Annotated in this window: 14 protein-coding genes and 1 tRNA gene; 6 read left to right on the forward strand and 9 right to left on the reverse strand. The window is 44.8% G+C overall.

Features of this window, described 5'->3' with window-relative positions:
• Positions 1 to 5: 5 nt before the first annotated feature.
• From AC3WS5_RS11190 to dcd, 5 genes are all read right to left on the reverse strand, one after another.
• Positions 6 to 3,050, reverse strand: coding sequence for a SusC/RagA family TonB-linked outer membrane protein (locus tag AC3WS5_RS11190; protein WP_492467465.1), 3,045 nt, complete (start codon positions 3,048 to 3,050; stop codon positions 6 to 8).
• 127 nt (positions 3,051 to 3,177) lie between these two features.
• Positions 3,178 to 4,851 carry a BACON domain-containing protein gene (locus AC3WS5_RS11195; protein ID WP_492467466.1) on the reverse strand — a complete coding sequence of 558 codons (1,674 nt, stop codon included), beginning with the start codon at positions 4,849 to 4,851 and terminating at the stop codon, positions 3,178 to 3,180.
• A 392-nt stretch (positions 4,852 to 5,243) separates the two neighbouring features.
• Complete coding sequence (locus AC3WS5_RS11200; RefSeq protein WP_492467467.1) at positions 5,244 to 8,075, reverse strand: ligand-binding sensor domain-containing protein; 2,832 nt, start codon at positions 8,073 to 8,075, stop codon at positions 5,244 to 5,246.
• 79 nt (positions 8,076 to 8,154) lie between these two features.
• The gene (locus AC3WS5_RS11205; protein ID WP_492467468.1) at positions 8,155 to 9,489 is read right to left on the reverse strand and encodes an alpha-L-fucosidase; all 1,335 of its coding nucleotides are present in this window, start codon (positions 9,487 to 9,489) and stop codon (positions 8,155 to 8,157) included.
• Positions 9,490 to 9,608: 119 nt separating this feature from the next.
• On the reverse strand, positions 9,609 to 10,145 hold the full coding sequence (gene dcd, locus AC3WS5_RS11210) for a dCTP deaminase (RefSeq protein WP_492467469.1): 537 nt from the start codon (positions 10,143 to 10,145) through the stop codon (positions 9,609 to 9,611).
• Between the two features lie 197 nt (positions 10,146 to 10,342).
• Here dcd and AC3WS5_RS11215 point away from each other — a divergent pair, with 197 nt between their 5' ends.
• Both AC3WS5_RS11215 and AC3WS5_RS11220 read left to right on the forward strand, forming a co-directional pair.
• Positions 10,343 to 10,957, forward strand: coding sequence for a 4'-phosphopantetheinyl transferase family protein (locus tag AC3WS5_RS11215; protein WP_492467470.1), 615 nt, complete (start codon positions 10,343 to 10,345; stop codon positions 10,955 to 10,957).
• Between the two features lie 62 nt (positions 10,958 to 11,019).
• The gene (locus tag AC3WS5_RS11220) at positions 11,020 to 11,658 is read left to right on the forward strand and encodes a hypothetical protein (protein ID WP_492467471.1); all 639 of its coding nucleotides are present in this window, start codon (positions 11,020 to 11,022) and stop codon (positions 11,656 to 11,658) included.
• Between the two features lie 143 nt (positions 11,659 to 11,801).
• On the opposite strand, the gene AC3WS5_RS11225 is transcribed toward AC3WS5_RS11220, so the two are convergent.
• The 3 genes from AC3WS5_RS11225 to AC3WS5_RS11235 all read right to left on the reverse strand — a co-directional run bounded on the left by AC3WS5_RS11225 (position 11,802) and on the right by AC3WS5_RS11235 (position 14,866).
• Positions 11,802 to 12,221, reverse strand: coding sequence for an SH3 domain-containing protein (locus AC3WS5_RS11225; RefSeq protein ID WP_492467472.1), 420 nt, complete (start codon positions 12,219 to 12,221; stop codon positions 11,802 to 11,804).
• Between the two features lie 23 nt (positions 12,222 to 12,244).
• Complete coding sequence (locus AC3WS5_RS11230; RefSeq protein ID WP_492467473.1) at positions 12,245 to 12,718, reverse strand: BON domain-containing protein; 474 nt, start codon at positions 12,716 to 12,718, stop codon at positions 12,245 to 12,247.
• A gap of 174 nt (positions 12,719 to 12,892) precedes the next feature.
• The gene (locus tag AC3WS5_RS11235; protein WP_492467474.1) at positions 12,893 to 14,866 is read right to left on the reverse strand and encodes an ABC-F family ATP-binding cassette domain-containing protein; all 1,974 of its coding nucleotides are present in this window, start codon (positions 14,864 to 14,866) and stop codon (positions 12,893 to 12,895) included.
• Between the two features lie 11 nt (positions 14,867 to 14,877).
• Here AC3WS5_RS11235 and AC3WS5_RS11240 point away from each other — a divergent pair, with 11 nt between their 5' ends.
• A complete protein-coding gene (locus AC3WS5_RS11240) occupies positions 14,878 to 15,576 on the forward strand; it encodes a DUF3347 domain-containing protein (RefSeq protein ID WP_492467475.1) in 699 nt (232 codons plus the stop codon).
• An 8-nt stretch (positions 15,577 to 15,584) separates the two neighbouring features.
• A tRNA-Lys gene (locus AC3WS5_RS11245) sits at positions 15,585 to 15,657 on the forward strand.
• A 167-nt stretch (positions 15,658 to 15,824) separates the two neighbouring features.
• Here AC3WS5_RS11245 and AC3WS5_RS11250 read toward each other — a convergent pair.
• Positions 15,825 to 16,409, reverse strand: a complete 585-nt coding sequence (locus AC3WS5_RS11250; RefSeq protein ID WP_492467476.1) for a sigma-70 family RNA polymerase sigma factor — start codon at positions 16,407 to 16,409, stop codon at positions 15,825 to 15,827.
• 213 nt (positions 16,410 to 16,622) lie between these two features.
• Between AC3WS5_RS11250 and AC3WS5_RS11255 the strand changes: the two genes are divergently transcribed.
• Both AC3WS5_RS11255 and AC3WS5_RS11260 read left to right on the forward strand, forming a co-directional pair.
• Positions 16,623 to 19,745: a ligand-binding sensor domain-containing protein gene (locus tag AC3WS5_RS11255; protein ID WP_492467477.1), complete on the forward strand. Its 3,123-nt coding sequence runs from the start codon at positions 16,623 to 16,625 to the stop codon at positions 19,743 to 19,745.
• Between the two features lie 12 nt (positions 19,746 to 19,757).
• Positions 19,758 to 20,534 carry a response regulator transcription factor gene (locus AC3WS5_RS11260; RefSeq protein WP_492467478.1) on the forward strand — a complete coding sequence of 259 codons (777 nt, stop codon included), beginning with the start codon at positions 19,758 to 19,760 and terminating at the stop codon, positions 20,532 to 20,534.
• Positions 20,535 to 20,542: the final 8 nt, after the last annotated feature.

Here is a 20,542-nt window from a genome sequence, read left to right on the forward strand (position 1 = left end):
AAATTTTACAAGGTTACGTTGATACCAAAAGTAAATGTAGTAGGCGTTGGTGCTTTTGTTTCCACATCCCAATACAACCAGTTGTCCACGCTATAGACATTGTCAATGTTGAAGAAAACCCGTGGCGCCTCGGTCATCGGCAGCGAGCTGATCCAATTCTTCGGCAGTGTATAAGCCAATGAAACGTTTTCCAGGCGGGCAAATGAAGCTTTCTTATAAAGCGTACCTGTTTTCTTAGCGCCCAGCTTTCCCCATTCATTGGATTGATTTTCAGGCGTCCAGTAAGGAAGGTTCATTTGAGATACCCTGTCAGCATAACTACCTACCGCCAGTTCGTTGGCATCTTTGATTTGCCCCAGTTCCGAACGGATCATGAACTGCAACTGAAGGCTTTTCAAAATATTCATGGTATTGTTTAACCCGATCCGGTAGCGCGGCTTGAGATATCCGATCCACAGGTAATCTGATTTGGAATAACTGTTGTTTCCAGGCACTTTGTATGTTTTATAGTCACCGGGCGTGAATCCCAAAGCCGCAGCATTTTCAGCCTCGCTTTTTTGCCATACGCCGGTAATCTTATAGTCAAACACCTGGTCTATGGCATGCCCGATGTACCAGCCATTCGTAGGATCATCCAGTTCTTTGCTTCCGATTGCTTTACCGGTTGAATCATAAACCGTAACCATATTACCATACAGTGATTTTATTTCGTTACGATTTAATGAGAACGTAAGATCGGATGACCATTTAAAATTTTCATTGTTGACATTCAGGGTATTCATCGTGATTTCCATTCCTTTGTTATCCACGCGGCCCAGGTTGGCTTTTACCTTCGTGTAACCTGTAAGAGACGGCAGGGTACGATCAATCAGCATATTGGATGTTTGCATTTTATAAAGCTCCACGGTAAAATTTACGCGGTTATCAAACAATCCTACATCAAGGCCCAGGTTAGAAGCCAGGGTCTCTTCCCATTGCAGGTTATTGTTACCCATGGAAGTTGGATAGATGGTCACGATATTTTGCTTTTTACTATCCAGGTAGTAATCGGATCCCAGACCCGCCAGTGCGGTATAGCGCCCGATATTGCTGTTCCCATTTTTACCATAAGAGAGTCGGAGTTTCAGGTTAGAAAGCCAGTCGTCCGTACTTTGCATAAAGTTTTCCTTTGAGATCCTCCAGGCCAGGGCTGCTGCGGGGAAGTTTGCCCATGGATTATTCTGGCCAAAGGCCGAATAGCCGTCGCGCCGCATAGTCAGGGTGACGAAATAGCGATCGAGCAGTGCGTAATTCAGACGACCCATATAAGAGGCTTTCGTATCGTATTGATCCTTTGAAGTATTGGCCTGCACCATGCCCATGTTCATCGAATGCCAGCCCAGCTCTTCGGAGGTGATGAATTGACTGGCTGTCGCCGTTGATTGATATTGCGTCCACTTTGCGGAGCTTTGCAACAGTGTCAGATCAAATCGGTGGATCCTGTTGAAAGTCTTATTCCAGAAAAGCAGGTTTTCCAGCGACCAGTCGTACTGGCGTACATTATCCCTCGTGGCTAGTCCGTAAGATGCCGCGCCCTCTATCGTATAAGACGGGCGGTACTGGTTCTGTTCTCTGAACTGCACGTGGTTGTTGAATGAGCTTTCGAACCGGAACCCATAAGGTAATTTGATCTTTGCAAAAACAGAACCCGTGAGGACGGTAGCCCGGCTGAACCTGTCAAACTGGGTCTGCCCAAGCGGGTTGCGGGCCATATTATCACCGTTTGGATACCATGTGTAGGTTCCGTCTGGATTGTACATGGTTCCGAGCGGACTATTGTCATAGGCTTTCGCCCATTCTGCCGGCTGACCATCAGACTTGGTTGTTGCCACGTTTGACCGGAACCCGACTTCTAAAAAGTTGGTGATCTTGTTGGATAGGTTGATGCGCGCGCGGATATTTCTGTAGTTATCGTTAACGACAACTCCTTTATTATTCAGGTAGCCGGCCGACCAATAATAGGTCCAGGCTTTGGATTTTCCGGAAACACTGGCATTATAATCTTGTAGTGTGCCTGTGCGGAATACCTGATCCAGCCAGTTAATATGATCGTAATTAAAATAGTTCATCTTTTCATTCTGCGCCAGGTTCAGTCGGCTTAACCAAACCTCCGTCGGATCGGAGTTTGACGGGGCGCCGGAATACCCCAGCCAGGTGCCGAGCGATACATTTTTTAATTCGTAGGGATTCGAATAATATCCAGGCATGAGGTCGTTGATATTTCCGTTTCCAATGAGTTTATCCCCTCTCATTTTCAGGTATCCGGGTACGTCATATACTCCTGGTTTATCCCGAAGCGTAGCAATACTGGTCTTAGCGTCAAACCGGATCACAGGCTTGTCGCCTTTCCCTTGTTTGGTGGTGATGTTGATTACACCGCTTGCAGCGCTTGCGCCATAGACCGCCGCTGATGAGGCATCTTTAAGTACGGATACCGATTCCACATCATTGGGGTTAATGTCATTGATGCTGCCGTTGTAGATCATTCCATCTACAATGATCAGGGGCGCCGAGCTGGCGCTGAGGGAAGTCTGGCCGCGAATCTCCATTTTTGTCTGACCGCTTGTTGAAGCGCTACGTTGTATGTTCAGACCGGCGATAGATCCGCGTAAATAATCACCGAGTGAAACAGATTGTTGTGTTTCTACCTTGTCCATGCTGACCTGCGCCACAGCGCCGGTTAAATCACTTTTCTTTTGAGTGCCGTAGCCCACAACAATCACCTGGTCCAGGCTGGAAGCAGCCACAACCAGGCTGAGGTCGATCTGACTCCGCCGGTTCACCAACACGGTCTGGGGGGCGTAGCCCACCATACTGAATTCCAGCTCCGCGTTATCTGAAACAGACAGGGAATAGTGGCCTTGGTTATCCGTTGCCGTTGCTTTATTTTCTTTTTTGTAAGTAACAGTAGCACCCACGAGTGGCTGCCCGTCTGCACCTGTAACGGTTCCTTTAACAAGGATCACCGTTCCGGTTTTGTCCTGCGCCCTGGACTGAGTGAAAGATATCATCAGGCACATTAATAGCAGGACCATGGAAATTAAACCTGTATGGTTATAAGTTTGCCGCATCGTATTTTTAATTTTTATATAGATTGATCTGTTTTTTTTCTATTGAGGAACTAGCTTTCTTCCTTGTTTAATTACCGATCGCGTTAGCCGCTGAACCCGGAACACCCAGTACGGAGCCTCCATAAGTGCAGGTGATTAAGGACGATGCTTTATCACTGCCAATCATTCCACCGAAGAATTTTGCCGGAACGCCGGCGTTCAACCAGTTGATACTGCCGGAATTTGAGCAGCTTGTTAACGTGGCTGCTTTCGTTGTGAGACCGATAATACCTCCTCCATTCTGCGCTGATGTAATCGTTCCCGTGGCATCGTTCACGCAGTTGGAAAGCGAGACTGTTCCTGAAACATATCCGGCAATACCACCCACTGCAACCGTAGCATAGTCTGCCTGGCTGGTCACACTTGCGGTGTTGCGGCAATTCACAAAAGGAACAGAAGCCGAAATACCTCCGGATATGCCACCGGCTCCACAACTTGTTCCGGGGGCGGTTGTTGAAGCAATCAACAGGATCTTACCGTTATTGACGCAGGCAGCACCTGCTGCGCCCATGGAAGAGGACCCCTGGCTATTTCCTGCAATGCCACCGATAACTGTGTTTCCATTCGCTGTAGCCGTCAGATTCCCATAATTCGTACATCCGATAACAGTCTGCCCGTTCAACTGACCGATGATTCCTCCAACCTGGGCAGCGCTGCAATCCACGTTAATGTCTCCATAGTTTTTGCAATTTTTAATTGTGAAGGCACCCCCTCCTGCTCCATTTATTCCTGCGACACGGTTAGAGGTGGAGCTGATATTTGCGTAGTTGCTACAATCTGAAAAATTGCATCTGCCATAAGCCACAATTCCGCCCGCTCTTGGGTTAGTTGCTGTGCCGGTACGTTTAATGGTACCTTTAGTAATGCAATGCTCGATACCTCCTGATGTAGCTGTGAGTGAGAATCCGACCAGGGCGGCAACGTGTGGCTGAACATCCGTGCTGCTGTAATCATTCGTTGCTTCCACATCCACAGTAAGATTTCTGATAAGACCTCCGGGCGCCAGGCGGGTAAAGAGCGCCACGATTGGCTTTCCGGCGCCATCCAGCGTACCCTTGATCGTATGTCCGTTTCCATCAAATATGCCTGAGAACGCAGCATTCGCGCCAACCGTATCTGTGCTGTTTGTGCTTTGTCCACCTATACAGGGAATCAGATCGCTCCCTGCACTAATATTTTTCTTCAGATTGATGACCCCTCGGCTATCCTGCCATTTGGCGTAATCCTGGTTTCCCGCGACCGCAGCGGCGAAATCCGTCAGATCTTTCAGAGAATATATTCCCGGATCCCTCGCACCCACTTTGGGACCAAATTGTGTGATGGTAATAAACTTCCTGACAACGGCGTCTGTAGCTAAATCGCCACACCGGATCGTAAGTTGGGTCGTGCGTTTCCCATTTTCCACGTCATAGGGCGGGACGGTAACCTGTACTTTATATCCGTTTGCAGTAGGCGTGGTGTCTTTGGGGGCATAACTGACCCAATTATTGCCTGAATTAAGATAAATGGCCAATGGAGCATTAGCGTTCACTTCAAAACTTGCTACGCCGCCTGCTTCACTGAAAGAAAGCGAATCGACGTCTGTATTGACGGAATACCGGTCTTTTACCACCTGGTCATTTTTGCTGCATGATATTTGCAGGGTTACGAAAAGTAGCTGCAACGCAAGCAGTGAGTAAAACCTGGGTTTAATTTTCAACATAGCTGACAAATATTATTTTTATAATGATGGAGCCGCAATCGAGCAATCGGGAATAATTTCAAGTAATACCTTTCAGTATGAGCAGTTGTTTAACCCTGAAAAAAGCAGTATCGCTTTGAATTCATTCTCATTTCACCAGTCCGACAGCGTTCCAATCAAAGGAACTCCTTAATAAGGTGAACTACAAAATTTCGGACCCCGATTTTACCCTATCATAGGCGCGAAAAAGGAGCCATCGGCCCCATCATTTACTTATCATTAACAAAACACAAGTTATATAATTCACTGACGGCCAAATTATTATGATTTTTTGACGGTAGCTGTCAGAAAATTCATTGGGAAGAGGGCTATCAGCGCAGAAAAGCGGGTCTAAACGCCGCCGAGGGGAAAAATCAATACCTCATAATCACATCAGCCAGATTCTGATCAGGGGAAAGGTTCATTTTTTTACGCAGGCGGTGACGTTTTAGTTCTACACTTTTAATCGTTATGTTGAGCAATGGCGCTATCTCCTTTGAGGTTAGGTTCATTTTGAGGTAGGCTGCAAATTTCAGATCGTTTGAAGTCAGGCCAGGGTAATCTTCCAAAAGTCGCTTATAGAATTGTTCATGAACCTGATTAAAATTAGATTCAAACAACATCCATTCCTCATGCTCATCTTTTATATTCTTATCGATAAGCTTGATAAGTCTGTCCGATTGAAATGCAGTCAGGTTTTTATCAGTATTTTCTTTATTTCTGACCAGATCTTTTTTTAACCGCTGAAGGAATTCATTTTTTTTGATCAGGGCCATCGCAGAATCGGCTGCTTCGCGGGCCTTGGCATCTAAATGCATTTCGAGTTGTTCTTGCTTCAGCCTTTCCTGTTCCCTTTCGATAGCTTCCTGTTGCCTGTTTATCTGATCCGTCATCTTTTCTATCGCCTGCTGGTGTCTGATTTTCAGCCTGCGCGCATACCAGCGAAACAAAAAGTAACCCACAACGACGAAAAGAATGGCATAGATGACCTTTGCCCCAACTGACCAATACCAGGGTGGCAACACGATAATCCGAATAGATATCGTACCAGGTACGAGGTCTGTTTGAACGGTAAAACGATAAGAACCCGGAGACATATTCAAAAACTCCCGCTCCCCCGCAGATCCCCACTCAGACCAGTCTCCTGAAGTATTGTTACCTTCAAGCTTGTACCTGTAGTATACTTTTTTGTCAAAAACGGGAAAAGTGTACCGGAGTATAAAATAATTATACCGGTTCGCCACAGTAATCGTTGAATCGCTTTCTATCCGGCTATCGATCCACTTGTTCTTATCCCTTAACCTTACCTGGGAAAAATAAGGCTTGTAGGCCAGATAATTTTCTTTGAACGGGTTCGCCATGGAAAACAGCGCCAGTGTATTCCCTCCTAAAAAAAGATAGTGATCTTCATCTAATAATCTTATTTTTTCATAGTCGTAATTCAAATGAAAATTGTGGATGAAAAAGCTAAGCCTGTTCTTAATCGCCCCGCCTTCCCCTTTTACCAGGTAATCAAATCGATCCTCTCTGTTCCTCATCAAAACCCAATAGCTATTATTGTTGTATTGAATTATTTTCCGGCTATTTGAACTTTCACCCAGTACTTTTTCCACTTCAGGCGCTGGTTTTATCCTGGTTTCCGCGTCTTCCCAGGCCAAAATCCCATGGTCTGAGGTGATATAGACCTTTCCGTTATATTCAAATAAAGAGTTTTTGGGCGTGATGCTATAGACAGATAAATTTTGCGGTGTTTCCAGCCTCTCAACTTCGAGCGACGATGATAACCTGCACCGGTAAAGCCCTTCATAGGCTTGTTTGAAGTAGATATTTCCTTTGCTATCCTGCACCAATTCTTTGATGGGATGAATATCGCTCAGCAGTTGTTTGAAAAAACTCCATTTGCCCTGAGCGTCTTTCTTGAATAAACTCAGCCCTGTAAAATTTCCCTGTATCAGATAATTACTATCCGCCTTCAGGCGCTTCATGGTCCAGCCTCCCGCCATTGCAGATATCCGCCTGACTTTCCCATTTGCCTCCACCAGAAATGTCCCGGAAGCAGCCCCTACTATCAACTGATCATCAAAGACAGAAGTATGCCAGATAAATTCTTTAAGTTCGGGGAGCGATGAATAGGTTAATTTCCGTCCCCATTTCCAATCAGAAAAATTCTGAATCAATAATCCCTGGTTGGTAGCAAAATATATATTGCCGTTCCATACCACGGCATCCATAAACTTGGTGTGTGTAGTGTACAAGCGGAATGGTGAATTCAATACGACAAGGTCAATGCCCTTCTCGCCCACCAACCAGACGTTGCCATCGCGGTCTTCCATACCTTCCAGCACCGTATTGGATTGCAAACCGGTTGTGTTATCAATCTGCGTCAGTATTTCACCTGTGTCGTTTATGATGATTACTCCGCCATCAAACGACCCGAATAAGTAATTCCCATTTTTTAATTGCAGGCCAAACGAAACAGCGTGTGTAGCAAGCCAGACTCCGCCATTTCCTCCAAGTCTTTCCAGGTTCTTCAACCCGCTAAGGATCCAGGCGCCTTGTTTTTCAGCCGCTAATAAAATACCGTTTCCCCTGTAAGGCAACATGCATCGGATTCTGAGCGAAGATATTTCAGGCATACTTGCAACTGTTACCAGTTGTCCGTTTCGTATCTCATACAACCCGCTTCCCGGAACGGGAATAAAAATCCGGTTATAGAGCTGTTGCGCGAAAATAAAATGCTTTGGCGGGGTTATTCGCAGTACTTTCTTATCCGGGTAAAGCAGAAAAACATTGTTGAATGTTTGAAATAATACAAACTCCTGGGTCGGTATTATTTTCCAGATTTCCTCCTTGGGTACACCTTTTTTGAAAATCAGCGAGTCGAGGCTTATGTAAGGAGTTGTTGCGTCTCCCCCGGAAAAATCCCAATATCCTGCCTTTCCATAAGCGCCTGCATATACCTTTCCGTCAGCCGCTGCCGCTACAGAACGCACAATGGGGCTACCAGGTATTTGCCGTAAATCCCAGCGTGAACCGTTATAGAAAAGAACGCCACTGGAATTGGCGACCGCCACAGTTCCTAAAGTAGCCAGTTGCGTAACAGACCAGTTTTGCGTACTGGCTTCATACGTATCTGAAGTAAAGTTTATAACATTCGGTTGTCCCGGAACGGCCTGGTCAAATTGTCCGTATAGCGCAATTTGCATCGCTGACAAAGACAATAATAGAAACCCTCTTATTATTTTTCTATATTGATTCAAATCGATCTGGAAAATTCAACCTCTCCTACTTCATCTGCAATTCGATGATCTGGTCTATTTCATTGATACCCGATGGCTCCGGATAGACGGTGAGTAGGTTATTCTTCTGATTAAATTTTATTGGTTTTTTGGATTGATAATTTGTCGCCTTAAGAATTTTGACATCTGCGTTCTCTATTTTCAACTGGCCATCCGAGGGCGCATTGAGTACATGCAGAAAGATACGCTTATCTTTCTTAGTAGCCACTCCCCATTTTTGCGGGGACATAAAGCCTCCTCTGGTTCCGTAAATTGTCTCACCATTTGCCTGAAGCCACTGACCTACCGTCCGCAACGTATCAACAAACTCCTCCTGGATATTTCCATCAGGCATCGGGCCTATATTCAATAAAAGGTTAGCGTTTCGGCCGGCAGCGTTCACCAGGTAGTGAATAACTTCTTTGGGGCCTTTGTAATTGATATCGGTAATATTAAAACCCCAGGATCCGTTTAGCGTCTCGCAGGTTTCCAGCGGAACGGAAGAAGAGGCGGTCTGAAAGCTTAGTCCCGACTTATTTTCTCCCGGCAGATCCCTTTCAAACATCTGAAAATCTTCGCCCGGGAAGGGGGTCATGTGGTGATTATTGCCAATCATACATCCCGGCTGAAGTTTGTGAATCAGACCGTAAATCTCATCATACTTCCAATCGATCCTGGAAGCCCTGTCGCTGCTGCCTTCGGGGTTGGTCTGATCCCAGTGCCCATCAAACCAAATACCGGAAATTTCACCGTATTGGGTAAGAAGTTCTGTCAATTGTGCTTTCATGAATTTCAGGTAGCTGGCGTAATCTCCCTTACCCTCGCGTCCTGAAGACTGTCCTGTCCGCCCCGTTTCATGGGGATAATCATTCCTGAACCAATCCAGCAATGAATAATAAAGGAACAACTTCACGCCCTGCGCGTGACATTCATCGGCAAGCATCTTCAAAGCATCCTTGCCATACGGGGTTTTGGTGATCTTCCAATCACTCTGTTTCGTATCCCAGTTGCTGAATCCATCGTGGTGCCGGGTAATGAAAGTGATATATTTCATTCCTGAAGCCTTGGCCAATCCCACCCATTTCTTTGCATCAAAATCCTGAGGATTAAAAAAATTAATCAGCCGCTCATATTCCTTCACCCGGATCTTTCGCTGGTTCATCACCCATTCCCCGGCGCCCAGTACGCTGGATGCGCCCCAATGAATGAACATACCGTATTTCATGTCCTGAAAATTTTGGCGGGCAGCGGTCATTTCTGATGAAAGCTGTGTTGCCGGCGCTTGCGCGTGAATGAATGCTGCTGAACACAGCAGGCTGATAAGAATAATTGAGGATTTCATGTTGTTTGGTTATCGTTAATATATAACCTATAAAGATAATCATTTTTTAGCATTCTCCGAGCGATGCTATGCTCGCGGCTGACCACTTTAATTTTCGCGTACCAGGTACCTCGCGGCTGTCAGAACTGATTCTTCCACATCATGCTTTCTACTGGCCGCTCTGGCTGGTTGTTGTATTTAGCCTGCCCTTTCTGATGGTAAGCGGTTTCAATCTCTCCTTCTACCGGGAAATAGATGAGTTGACCAACCGGCATACCCCTATACACCTTGACCGGCTGTTTCACGGAGATTTCCAGCGTCCAGTGACCGCGAAAACCCACATCCCCTTTTCCTGCAGTGGCGTGGATGTCGATACCCAGGCGCCCTGTGGATGACTTGCCTTCCAGGAAGGGTACATGCGCGTGGGTTTCCGTGTATTCCTGCGTAGCACCCAGATAAAAGACATGCGGCTGCAGGATGATCCCTTCGTCAGGGATCTCAAAATATTCGATTTTATTATGTCGCTTCGCGTCCAGCACCGCGTCCACGTAGGTTGCCAGCCATCTGCCGAGGCGGACATCGTAAGAATTGCTACCCAGGCTGTTCCGGTCAAATGGCGTAATGACAATCGTACCCTTTTCAATTTCTTCGAGTATTCTTTTATCAGACAGGATCATCGTAAAATTTCTTTTTTTAAAATAGGGAGGTAAGGTAATGGATTTCAGGACAATTGCACAGCATTTTCTGAAACATTTAATAAGCGGTGGCTTCTGGTTTGGCATAAACATCCGATTTCCTGAAGTTGAAGTACGCCCGTATTGATCTCACAGCCAAAAAAGCTTATCTTGCGCGGGATAAAACTATCCCGCCATTCATGCCAGTATTTTTTGAGAAGGATCTTACGCCTGCCACCCGACTAGGTATCTGGAAGATCACTGAGGATGAGCCGTTCTTTAAAAGTAAAGTTCCCTTGCACCGTGATGTAACCCACCCCCACAAACGGCTTCAGCACCTGGCCGGGCGCTTCCTGCTGAAATATCTTTTCGAAGATTTCCCTTCACACCTGATCCGGATCGCTGATACCCGCAAACCTTTTTTGCCCGATGAGGCTTTTCACTTTTCTATTTCGCATTGCGGGGATTATGCCGCCGCCATCGTAAGCCGGGACCATAGAGTAGGCATTGATATTGAGATCCCGGATGAAAAGGTGAGGCGGATCAGTCATAAATTTGTAAACGATAGTGAAAGACAGGAACTGAAGCCCAGGACCATTCTCGATTTTACACAGATCTGGTCGGCAAAAGAAGCTGTGTTTAAGTGGTATGGAGATGGCAATGTGGATTTTAAACAACATATTCAGCTGACGCAGTGTGCTGACAGCAACAAAATAATGAATTGCTTTTTTGCCAAAAAAGACATTTATCTTCAGGTCCATACGGAACAATTTCCAGGTATCTGCTTAAGTTATGTTTTCACCAAGCTTTTATGAGAAACCCCACTGAATGTGCCTTTTGTGAAATCTTTTATTAATCAAACTATATCAAATTGAAAATGAGAAATCAATTTTTATTATTGGTTACTGTGGTAACCTTAGTATCCTGTGGGCCTACAATTTATAAGTCTGGCAAGATGAATGCTGCAATTGCCAGTCACAAAACGGTTGCCATTTTACCAGCTTCCGTAACGATGCAGCTACGTCCCAATGAAATGAAAAAAATGACTGCTGATCAGATGGATGACCTGACATCGAAGACTGGCTATGACGTTCAGGAACAAATGCATTCCTGGTTTTTGAACAGGTCGGTCAAGAAGAATTATACAGTGGGCTTTCAGGATATTTTGAAAACGAATGCCCTACTTAAAGAACAAGGAATTACCTACCGCGATCTGGCATCGACCGATGCGGTGAACCTTGCAAGATTATTGGGCGTTGACGCTGTGATCACCACCAGAATGACGATGGATAAACCAATGTCTACCGGCGCTGCTGTAGCGGTTGCCGTACTGGTTGGTTTCTATGGCACAACAAACAACGTAGTCACCAATCTGGCGATAAGAGACGGGCAGGACGGAGAAGTCTTGTGGAAATACGACTACAATGCTGCGGGATCTGTTGGATCATCCACTTCCAACCTCGTTAAAGCATTGATGCGGAACGCATCGAAGAAATTTCCCTATACGGTGAATTAATTGATTAAAAAATCGCGGGCGAAAGTCTGTATCAGGAAAACTTTAATAGTCGGTGTTCCTGAGCAAACAATTGCCCGCGGTTTTATCATTCAAAACAGTCTTCCCGTGACTGATAGTGACGGGAGGAACCTGTTCACGAATTTTTATCCAGCCGGTTCAAGATATTGAGAATATGCATAACCTTCTACCCCACCCTGGGTCCGAACAGATGACCAAAGGTCATTGGGTTGCCCCAGCAGGGTCAGCATTTCTCCCTTAGCGGCTTTTCCAACGACAGGCTGGTCAGTACCCGGACCTTTCCGGATATTCAGATTGGTTTCTTCGGTGTTGACCTTAACCTGTGAACCGGTTTCAGCGTGGGCATTAACGTTGAGAACTAAATCACCACCTGTAAACTGCGGATCAATTTGCGCATACACGTTCCAAAGCTGGTCCTTCACTGCGCCGCTTGGCGCATCGCCATCAATATATAATACGCCATCCTGTTCTCTTACAGCCAGATTGCCTACACCTGATGATTTTGCTGCATCAATCAATGCCTGATATTTTTCCTGAAGTGCCATATTTTTTCCTCCTTTTACTTTGATTAATTAACAGTCAATTTATTTTCTACTTTCTTGGGATGAGTCGCCATGACCTTTTGCAATAGTTTGGCAAGCTCAGCCTTCTTAATATTACCGCTGAGGGTAACTACGCCCTCCGCCACGGACGCTGTAACGGTTGGATTGTCTTTGACCGCATCTTTTACTGCGGTCGTCAACGGATCATCCGGCGTAATAACGGCCGGTGGGGGCAGCGTCGTGTGGTTCTCGACAGACTTTACACCTTTGACAGCCTTAACGGCCGTTTCGAGCGCCGCTTTGGTAGCATCATCTTTCACGTCTCCGGAAAGCGTAACAGCACCTTCAGCTATGGCAGCCTGTACCTGCGAAAAGTCCGGATTTGCCGTCAGGGCCGCATCTACCGCGGTTTTAAGGCTGGCGTCATCAACCTTGCCTTTACAGGCGGGCAGTACAAACGCGAATACTGCGATGGCAAAAATTGCAAGGAGTCTCTTCATGTGATTTGGATTTAAGTGTGCAAATAATGTTAACCCAACGAATTTATCACTTATCGTTGTCACTTTTGCCTGGCGCCATATTTTAAATTTGTTAATAAATTTCAAATTTCTGTGTGCCGGCTGCTGACCGGGCCGGAAATTCAAAGGTTTAGTAAGAATCAGTCATACTGATCCTTATTTTCCGGAATTCTCCTCAAGTTCCAGCAGAGCCAGGAATGCTTCGTCATATTCGCTCTGCAACCGGTTGTTCAGTGCCAGGAGTTTCTTGTAAGTTCCCTCAATTTCCAGGAACCTGGACTTATCGGCATAAATTTCGGGGTTAGCAAGTTCTGATTCAACGGTTTCTATTTCTTGCTGATTTTGTGCGAGTGCGGTCTCCAGCTTCTCGAAAAGCTTTTGCTTTTTCTGTATCTCTTTTTTCAGCTCCTTATTGATACCCTGTTTTTTCTCTGCCGGGACTGCGGTTTCGCTGGCGGGCGTCGCCACAACAACCTGAGCCGCTGGAGCGTTTTCACGGGCTCGCGATGATTCCTCCGCCGCCTGTCTCTCCTTCCAGGCTACCCATTCAGTATAACCTCCTTTGAACTCTTTTATCTGATGACCGGAGATCTCCCAGATCTTGTTGGCCGTTTTTGAAATGAAATACCGGTCGTGGCTCACCAGGATATAGCTTCCCTGGTACTTGTTCAGCGCTTCTATCAGGAGATCGCAGCTATGCATATCCAGGTGGTTGGTAGGCTCATCCAGCATCAGGAAATTAGCTTTACTGATCATAGTTTTTGCCAGGGCCACCCGCGCTTTTTCTCCCCCGCTGAGGATCCGGATCTTTTTGTCGGCGTCATCACCGCTAAACAAAAAACATCCCAACAGGCTCCTGAGTTCCAGTTCAGTCATCTGACTGCCACAGGACATCACTTCGTCCAGGATGGTATTGTTCAGATGCAGCGCTTCAAGCTGATGCTGTGCGTAAAAGCTTTCTTCTACCTGGTGTCCCCATTTCCGGTTACCTGTAAACGATTCTTTTCCTGCGATGATCCGCAGCAGGGTGGATTTGCCTTTTCCATTCGCACCCACCAGCGCGATCTTGTCGCCCCGGGTGATCTCTGCTTGTGTATTCTCTAAAATCTTGTTTTCGCCAAAAGCTTTTGACAGATGCTCCAGTTCTACGAGTACTTTTCCCGGAGATTTATCAACCCGGAAATTGATCCGTATATTAGGCCTTTCGGCGTGGGCTTCTTCAATACGTTCCAGTTTCTCCAAACGCTTTAAGGCGCTTTGAGCCTGTGCGGCTTTGGTCGCTTTCGCACGGAAACGCTCCACAAACCGCTCCTGCTGCCTGATGTACTCCTGCTGATTTTCAAAAGCTTTTTGCTGCAGATCCATCCGGATGGCTTTTTCGCGCTCGTAGAAATCGTAGTTGCCATTATAGATGTGCAACTCCTTCTGATATACTTCCACGATCTTGGTCACCATCCGGTTCAGGAAATATTTATCGTGGCTGACAATAACCACGGCGCCCTGGTAATGTTGCAGGTATTTTTCAAGCCATTCAATGGAGGGCAGATCCAGATGGTTGGTGGGCTCATCCAATAATAGCAAATCGGGTCGGGAAAGGATCATTTTCGCAAGTAGTACCCGCATGCGCCAACCACCGCTGAATTCCGAATAGGGGCGTTTCAAATCATTGTTTGAAAATCCAAGTCCCTGCAGGACTTCCTCCGTTTTGTGGTGGATGCTATATCCTCCCAGGGTTTCAAGCTCATGGAGTTTTTCGGAATAGGCATGCATTTTTTTGTCAGTCTCAGATCCGTCGTTCGCGGATTCCAGCTCCTTACCCAAATCCTCTAATTCCTTTTCAAGCCGCAGAATTTTGTCAAAAGCCCCCATCGCTACGTCCAGGATTGAATCACTTGTATTGAAACTCAGCAGATCCTGATGCAGGTAACCGATGCTGGTTTCGCGGCTTTTTTCAACCGATCCGGATGAAGGTGCGTACTCCCCCGTGATCAGCTTCAACAGGGTTGATTTTCCCGTTCCGTTAAAACCGATCAGCCCTATTCTTTCGTTGGGTTGTATATGCCAGGTAGCATCTTTAATGATGACCCTGGCGCCGAATTCAAATGTAACATTTTGCAGACCTGCCAGCATATTGACCTATTATGATTAAATTTGGCGGATTAAAACCGGCAAATTTAATTAATAATAGCCAGTTTGGCTGCAACCTGAATGATATGAAGAAATTTATTGTATTAGTGCTTGTCCTGGTGGCTGGCTTTTTTATTTATAAATACGCTTTTAGGAAAAAGGACAGTCACCATGTAAAGCCTGTACCCTTATCTGTGAGCAAGCATAGTGATGCATTCAATGAGTCAGTCGCAAAGATGCTGTCGGCTTATTATGGCATGACCGATGGTTTTGTTGAACATGATTCAGCAGACGTGCGGAAACATGCGCTGGCACTGCAGGGAGCGCTCGGTGGGTTCCGGGCTGATGAATTAAAAAAGGACAGCGGTATTTACCAGACCGTCTTGTTCCCCTGGGAAAATTCGAAGCAAAATGTTGAAACTATCTTATCTTCGCGCGACTGGAACGGGAAAAAACGGGCGTTACAGGATCTTTCGGACAATTTGAGGATGATATTACTGACCGTTAAATATGACCGGCAGGTCGTTTACTGGCAGGAATGTCCGATGGCTTTTGGAGAAGATCAGCGTGGCAACTGGCTGAGCAGCGATACGGCGGTGGTCAATCCATATTTCGGCAAAAAAGATCCTGAACAGGGTGATAAAATGCTCCGGTGCGGCGAGACTAAATTCACTATTGATTTTACGGGCGCCGATTCTGCCTCCAAATCCTGATTTCTAAAGTCTCTGTAGCTCAGTTGGTAGAGCAGCTGACTCTTAATCAGCGGGCCTAGGGTTCGAGTCCCTACAGGGACACTTGAAGTTAAAGCACCTGCGAGTGGGCAGGTGCTTTTTTATACACCTTTGTCTCTAAATCCAGTATCACCCGATTAAACGTTTCAGGAATAATATTTTTATCCCTGAACCTGCCTGTTTCCGAACCCTACGATATAGCTAAGTTAATGTGAATCCGAAAATGAATGCTACAGCACGGTGCTCAAATTGTATCTCAGGGACCTCAACGCCTTGCAAATATGTTTCTCAACAGTGCTGATTGAAATACCGAGTTGCTGCGAAATATCTTTATGCGAGAAGTCGCCTTCCCGGCTCAACAAGAATGCTTCCCTGCATTTATTGGGCAACAGGTTTATTGAAGCAGTTATTTGCCCCATAACCTCTTTTGATTCATACGTACAATTAAAATCGCGGCGCTGATTATTCAGGGAAGAGTGATAAACCGTTTTTTGATAAGAGTGCCTGACTTTCTCAGATCGCGCCTCATTCATGATCTTGTACTTAAGCGCCTGATGAAAATAAGCACTGAGCGAAGTTGAAATCTGAACTTCGTACCGGCGGTTGTAAAAGCTTACAAAAATCTCCTGCACAATATCTTCCGACTTCTGGCGGCAGCGTAATTGCTTTTGGGCCGTACATATTAAAACTTCCCGATACCTGCAGTAAATTTCATCGAAAGCTTTGGTATCGTCTTTACCTGATAAATCAATCAGTTGTCTGTCAGACAATTGTCTGTAAATATGATTACTAAACATGGCAATTATTACCTTCATATGGAAGGACTGGCAGCAAAAGAAGCGAGAAAAACCCAGCAAGACGGTAATTTTCGTTTCAGATTTGTATCCTTTTGTCTCAAAATCAGGAAAGGGGTGGAATTGAGACCGGCTACCGAATAAATTTGAATTTCAGATGAATTTTCCTCAAATTCGTTGTCAGTCAGGGCGCTGTTTAAAAATGGAACTTTCAGCCTTTTGGTTATTCATTCAATGAGAAAACCTTATATTCTTTTATATATTATTTTGTTACTGACGACGGTTGTGGCAAAAGGTCAACCTTTCTACTTTTCACATTACCAGGTAGAAAACGGCTTATCTAATAATGCCGTATTATGTATAATGCAGGACCACCTGGGTTTTATGTGGTTTGGGACCCGGGACGGTTTGAATCGTTTTGACGGTATTTCATATAAGGTTTTCAGAAATAATCCGGGTGACAAACATAGTATTGGCAGTAATGCCATTATGAGTTTATCAGAGGATAATGACAAGAATATATGGATTGGTACCGAGCGCGGACTGTTTATATTTGATGAGAACACGGAGAAGTTCGTGCAGTTTAAACATGCGGGGAATGTTTCCATTTTGTCAGTTAAAGCGATCGGAGATGATGTCTACTACATAGCTTTATACACCTTGTATTGCTATAACAGGAAGAGTAAGACCCTCAAACAGTTTCTGATAAATAAGGAAGTAACTGCGTATACAGTGACTAGAGATCGCAAACTCTGGATCTGTACTTCATCAGGAACGGTCCTCAAATTCAACAAGATCGAGAATAGATTTGATGAAACATTCGATGTATTTGAAAAATCAAGGAAGCCTGTTTCTAAATGGATACAATCTATTTTTGAGATCCGGTATGGGCTATTTCTGATCGGAACATCCAACCAGGGGCTCAAATTACTTGACACCAAACGGGGAACCTACAAAGACATTCTGGACCTTAATAAAGACAAAACAGATATTATCGTCAGGGATATCCTGGAAGTCACCCCCGGAAATTACTGGGTAGCAACAGAGTCCGGTATTTATATCCTCGATTTAACCACTGGTGGATTCACCAAACTTGAAAGAAATTACAATGACCCCTTTTCGTTGTCGGACAACATTGTACACGCGCTCTTTAAGGACAGACAAGGTGGAATCTGGGCGGGTACTTATTTTGGCGGGGTAAACTATCTGCCAAAGCAGGAAATTGTGTTCAAGAAGTATTTTCACCAGACAAACGCCAACTCAATCAGCGGAAATGCCATCAGTGTAATCCGGCGGGACAGATACGGAATGTTATGGATCGGGACAGAAGATGCCGGATTAAATAAATTCGATGAAAACACGAATCAGTTTACTTGCTTTAACCCCACACTGAGCAACCAGAGCGTGTCCTACTCAAATATTCATAGCCTACTGATCAGCGGCGATACTATTTGGGTAGGGACATACCTGCATGGCCTTGATTTGATAGCACGAAACGGAAAAAGACTTTACAACTACAATACCGAAAACTCATCTATTGGCAATAATCTTATATACACCATTCTAAAAACAAAAAAGGGGGAGATATTTGTTGGAACTGGTCAGGGTATTTTCAAATATTTTAAGAACCAGAATAATTTTCTTCCTGTTGACATATTGCCAAAAGTATTTTTCCGATCATTGGAAGAAGATCCACATGGAAATATCTGGGCGGGAACATACGGGGATGGCATATATGTTTTTAACCCGGGCAACAACTTCCTCAAACACTTCCTGTTGGCAGCGGACAAGAGACAGCGAATTGCGGGTAATATTATTAACTATATCTTTTGCGCAGGAAATTCAACTTCATGGATCGCAACCGATGGTGGGTTATACAGCATCAATTTAAACACGGATGGAATACGTTCCCTAACATCTGATGATGGCTTGCCATCCGATATAATATGTGCGATCCTGGAAGACAATAAAGATAATTTGTGGTTGAGCACGTCCAGAGGCCTCACAAAATTCAATCCGCTGACCAGGGAAATAAAAGTCTACAATAAATCTTATGGCTTGCTTACCGACCAGTTTAACTACCGGTCTGCATATAAAGATAACAAGGGAAATATGTATTTTGGCAGCGTCAAAGGTATGATCAGCTTCAATCCCGATTCAATTACGCCAAGATCATTTAATCCCCCAGTATATATTACCGGTTTTCAGGTTAATAATATAGAACTCGCCATTGCGACTAAGAACTCACCGTTAACACAGTCAATTACCCTATCCAGAAAGATTAGTCTTCCTTATAATAAATCCTCGTTCAGCATTGACTTTGCCGCGCTGGACTACAGCTCTCCTTCGAGCATCTCTTATGCCTACAAACTTGATGGATTGGATAAGGACTGGACATATTTACCAACTAATCGAAAAGTTTATTTCACAGAGTTGCCTCCCGGCGATTATTCTTTTTCCGTGAGATCTATCGAACCTCATCAGCGTGGAAATCTGACGACCCTGGCAATTCGCATACAACCGCCCTACTGGCGAACCTGGTGGGCCTATCTCAGTTACGTTTTCCTATTAACAACGGTCATATTTCTAACGATCAGGTTTTTTATTGAACGGTCTAAAATAAAAAACAGATACCAGCTCGAAAAGCTGGCGCATGAAAAAGATAAAGAAAACTACGAGGATAAGATAAACTTTTACATGAATGTTGCTCATGAGATCAAAACGCCGCTAACCCTGATAAATGGTCCCATGGAAAACATTATAGACAAAATCGAAGAATTCCCTGGAATAAAAAACAGTATCAATTTAATGAGCAGAAATTCGGACCGCCTTATGCAGTTGGCAAATCAACTCCTTGATTTCAGAAAATTTGAAATGAAGAGGTTTGAATTGAATGTGAACTATATAAATGTTTCCACATTGGCCTGCGACATTCATGCCGGTTTTAAAAGTATAGCCGACCAGAAGAATCTGACAGTATTTGATTTCAGCAGCCCGGAAACAATCTGGGCGAATGCTGATGAGGAAGCCCTGACTAAAATTTTCAGCAATCTTACTGACAATGCTATAAAATACTCCGACCACACAGTACAGGTATCTCTGTTCTATTCCCCGGACAAAAAGCATTACAGGGCTGTTTTTACTAACGACGGCTTCATTATACCTGAAGAGACCAGAGATGATATTTTCAAAAGTTTCTACCGGCTGAAAGAAACCTCCAATCAGGCGGGAACGGGTATCGGGTTAGCCTTAAGCCGATCTTTGGCAGAAATTCATGGCGGCGAACTGAAGCTGGAACTATCCCAGGATAATATAAACACTTTCGTTTTGACGATGCCAGTCAGTCCGGAATTTTAAAAAACCTAAGTAATGAAACTGAAACCTGTGGTACTTCTTGTTGAGGACAATGTAGAAATCCTTGAATTTATCGAAGACAACCTTAATCCCGAATATGAGATACGTAAGGCTCTTAATGGAAAAGCTGCGTTACAGATACTCCGTACAGATGTAGTAAATTTAATAGTGAGCGATGTGATGATGCCCTTAATGGACGGATTCAAATTATGTGAGACCATTAAATCAGATGTTGAACTCAGTCACTTGCCTGTAATCCTGTTAACTGCCAAGAATACGCTTCAGTCAAAACTGCAAGGCTTGGAATTGGGTGCCGATGTTTACATAGAGAAACCCTTTTCACCTAAGCATTTAAAAATGCAGATTGCCAGCCTGCTCGCAAACCGAAACAAAATAAAACAATTTTTCTATAACTCGCCACTCGCCCACTTAAAAACGGTGGCTTATACAAAATCCGATGAGATGTTTCTTGAGCGTGTGAACCTAATTATTTTGGAACACCTGTTGGACGAAGACTTTGATGTAGACCGTCTGGCGAAATTCATGAATATGAGCCGCCCTACCTTTTACAGAAAGATAAATGCGGTCTCAGATCTTTCTCCCAACGACCTGATTACCCTTACCAGGCTCAAGAGAGGAGCTGAATTGCTATCTGAAGGTAAAAATATCAATGAGGCTTCGGAAAATGCGGGATATTCGTCTCCCAAGATCTTCAGCAAAAATTTTGAAAAGCAGTTTGGACTGATGCCCTCGGAATACCTGCACAACCATTTGAAAGGCAAATCAACATAAAGCTCCCC

The organism is Niabella sp. CPT15-335-S11 (assembly GCF_058792415.1).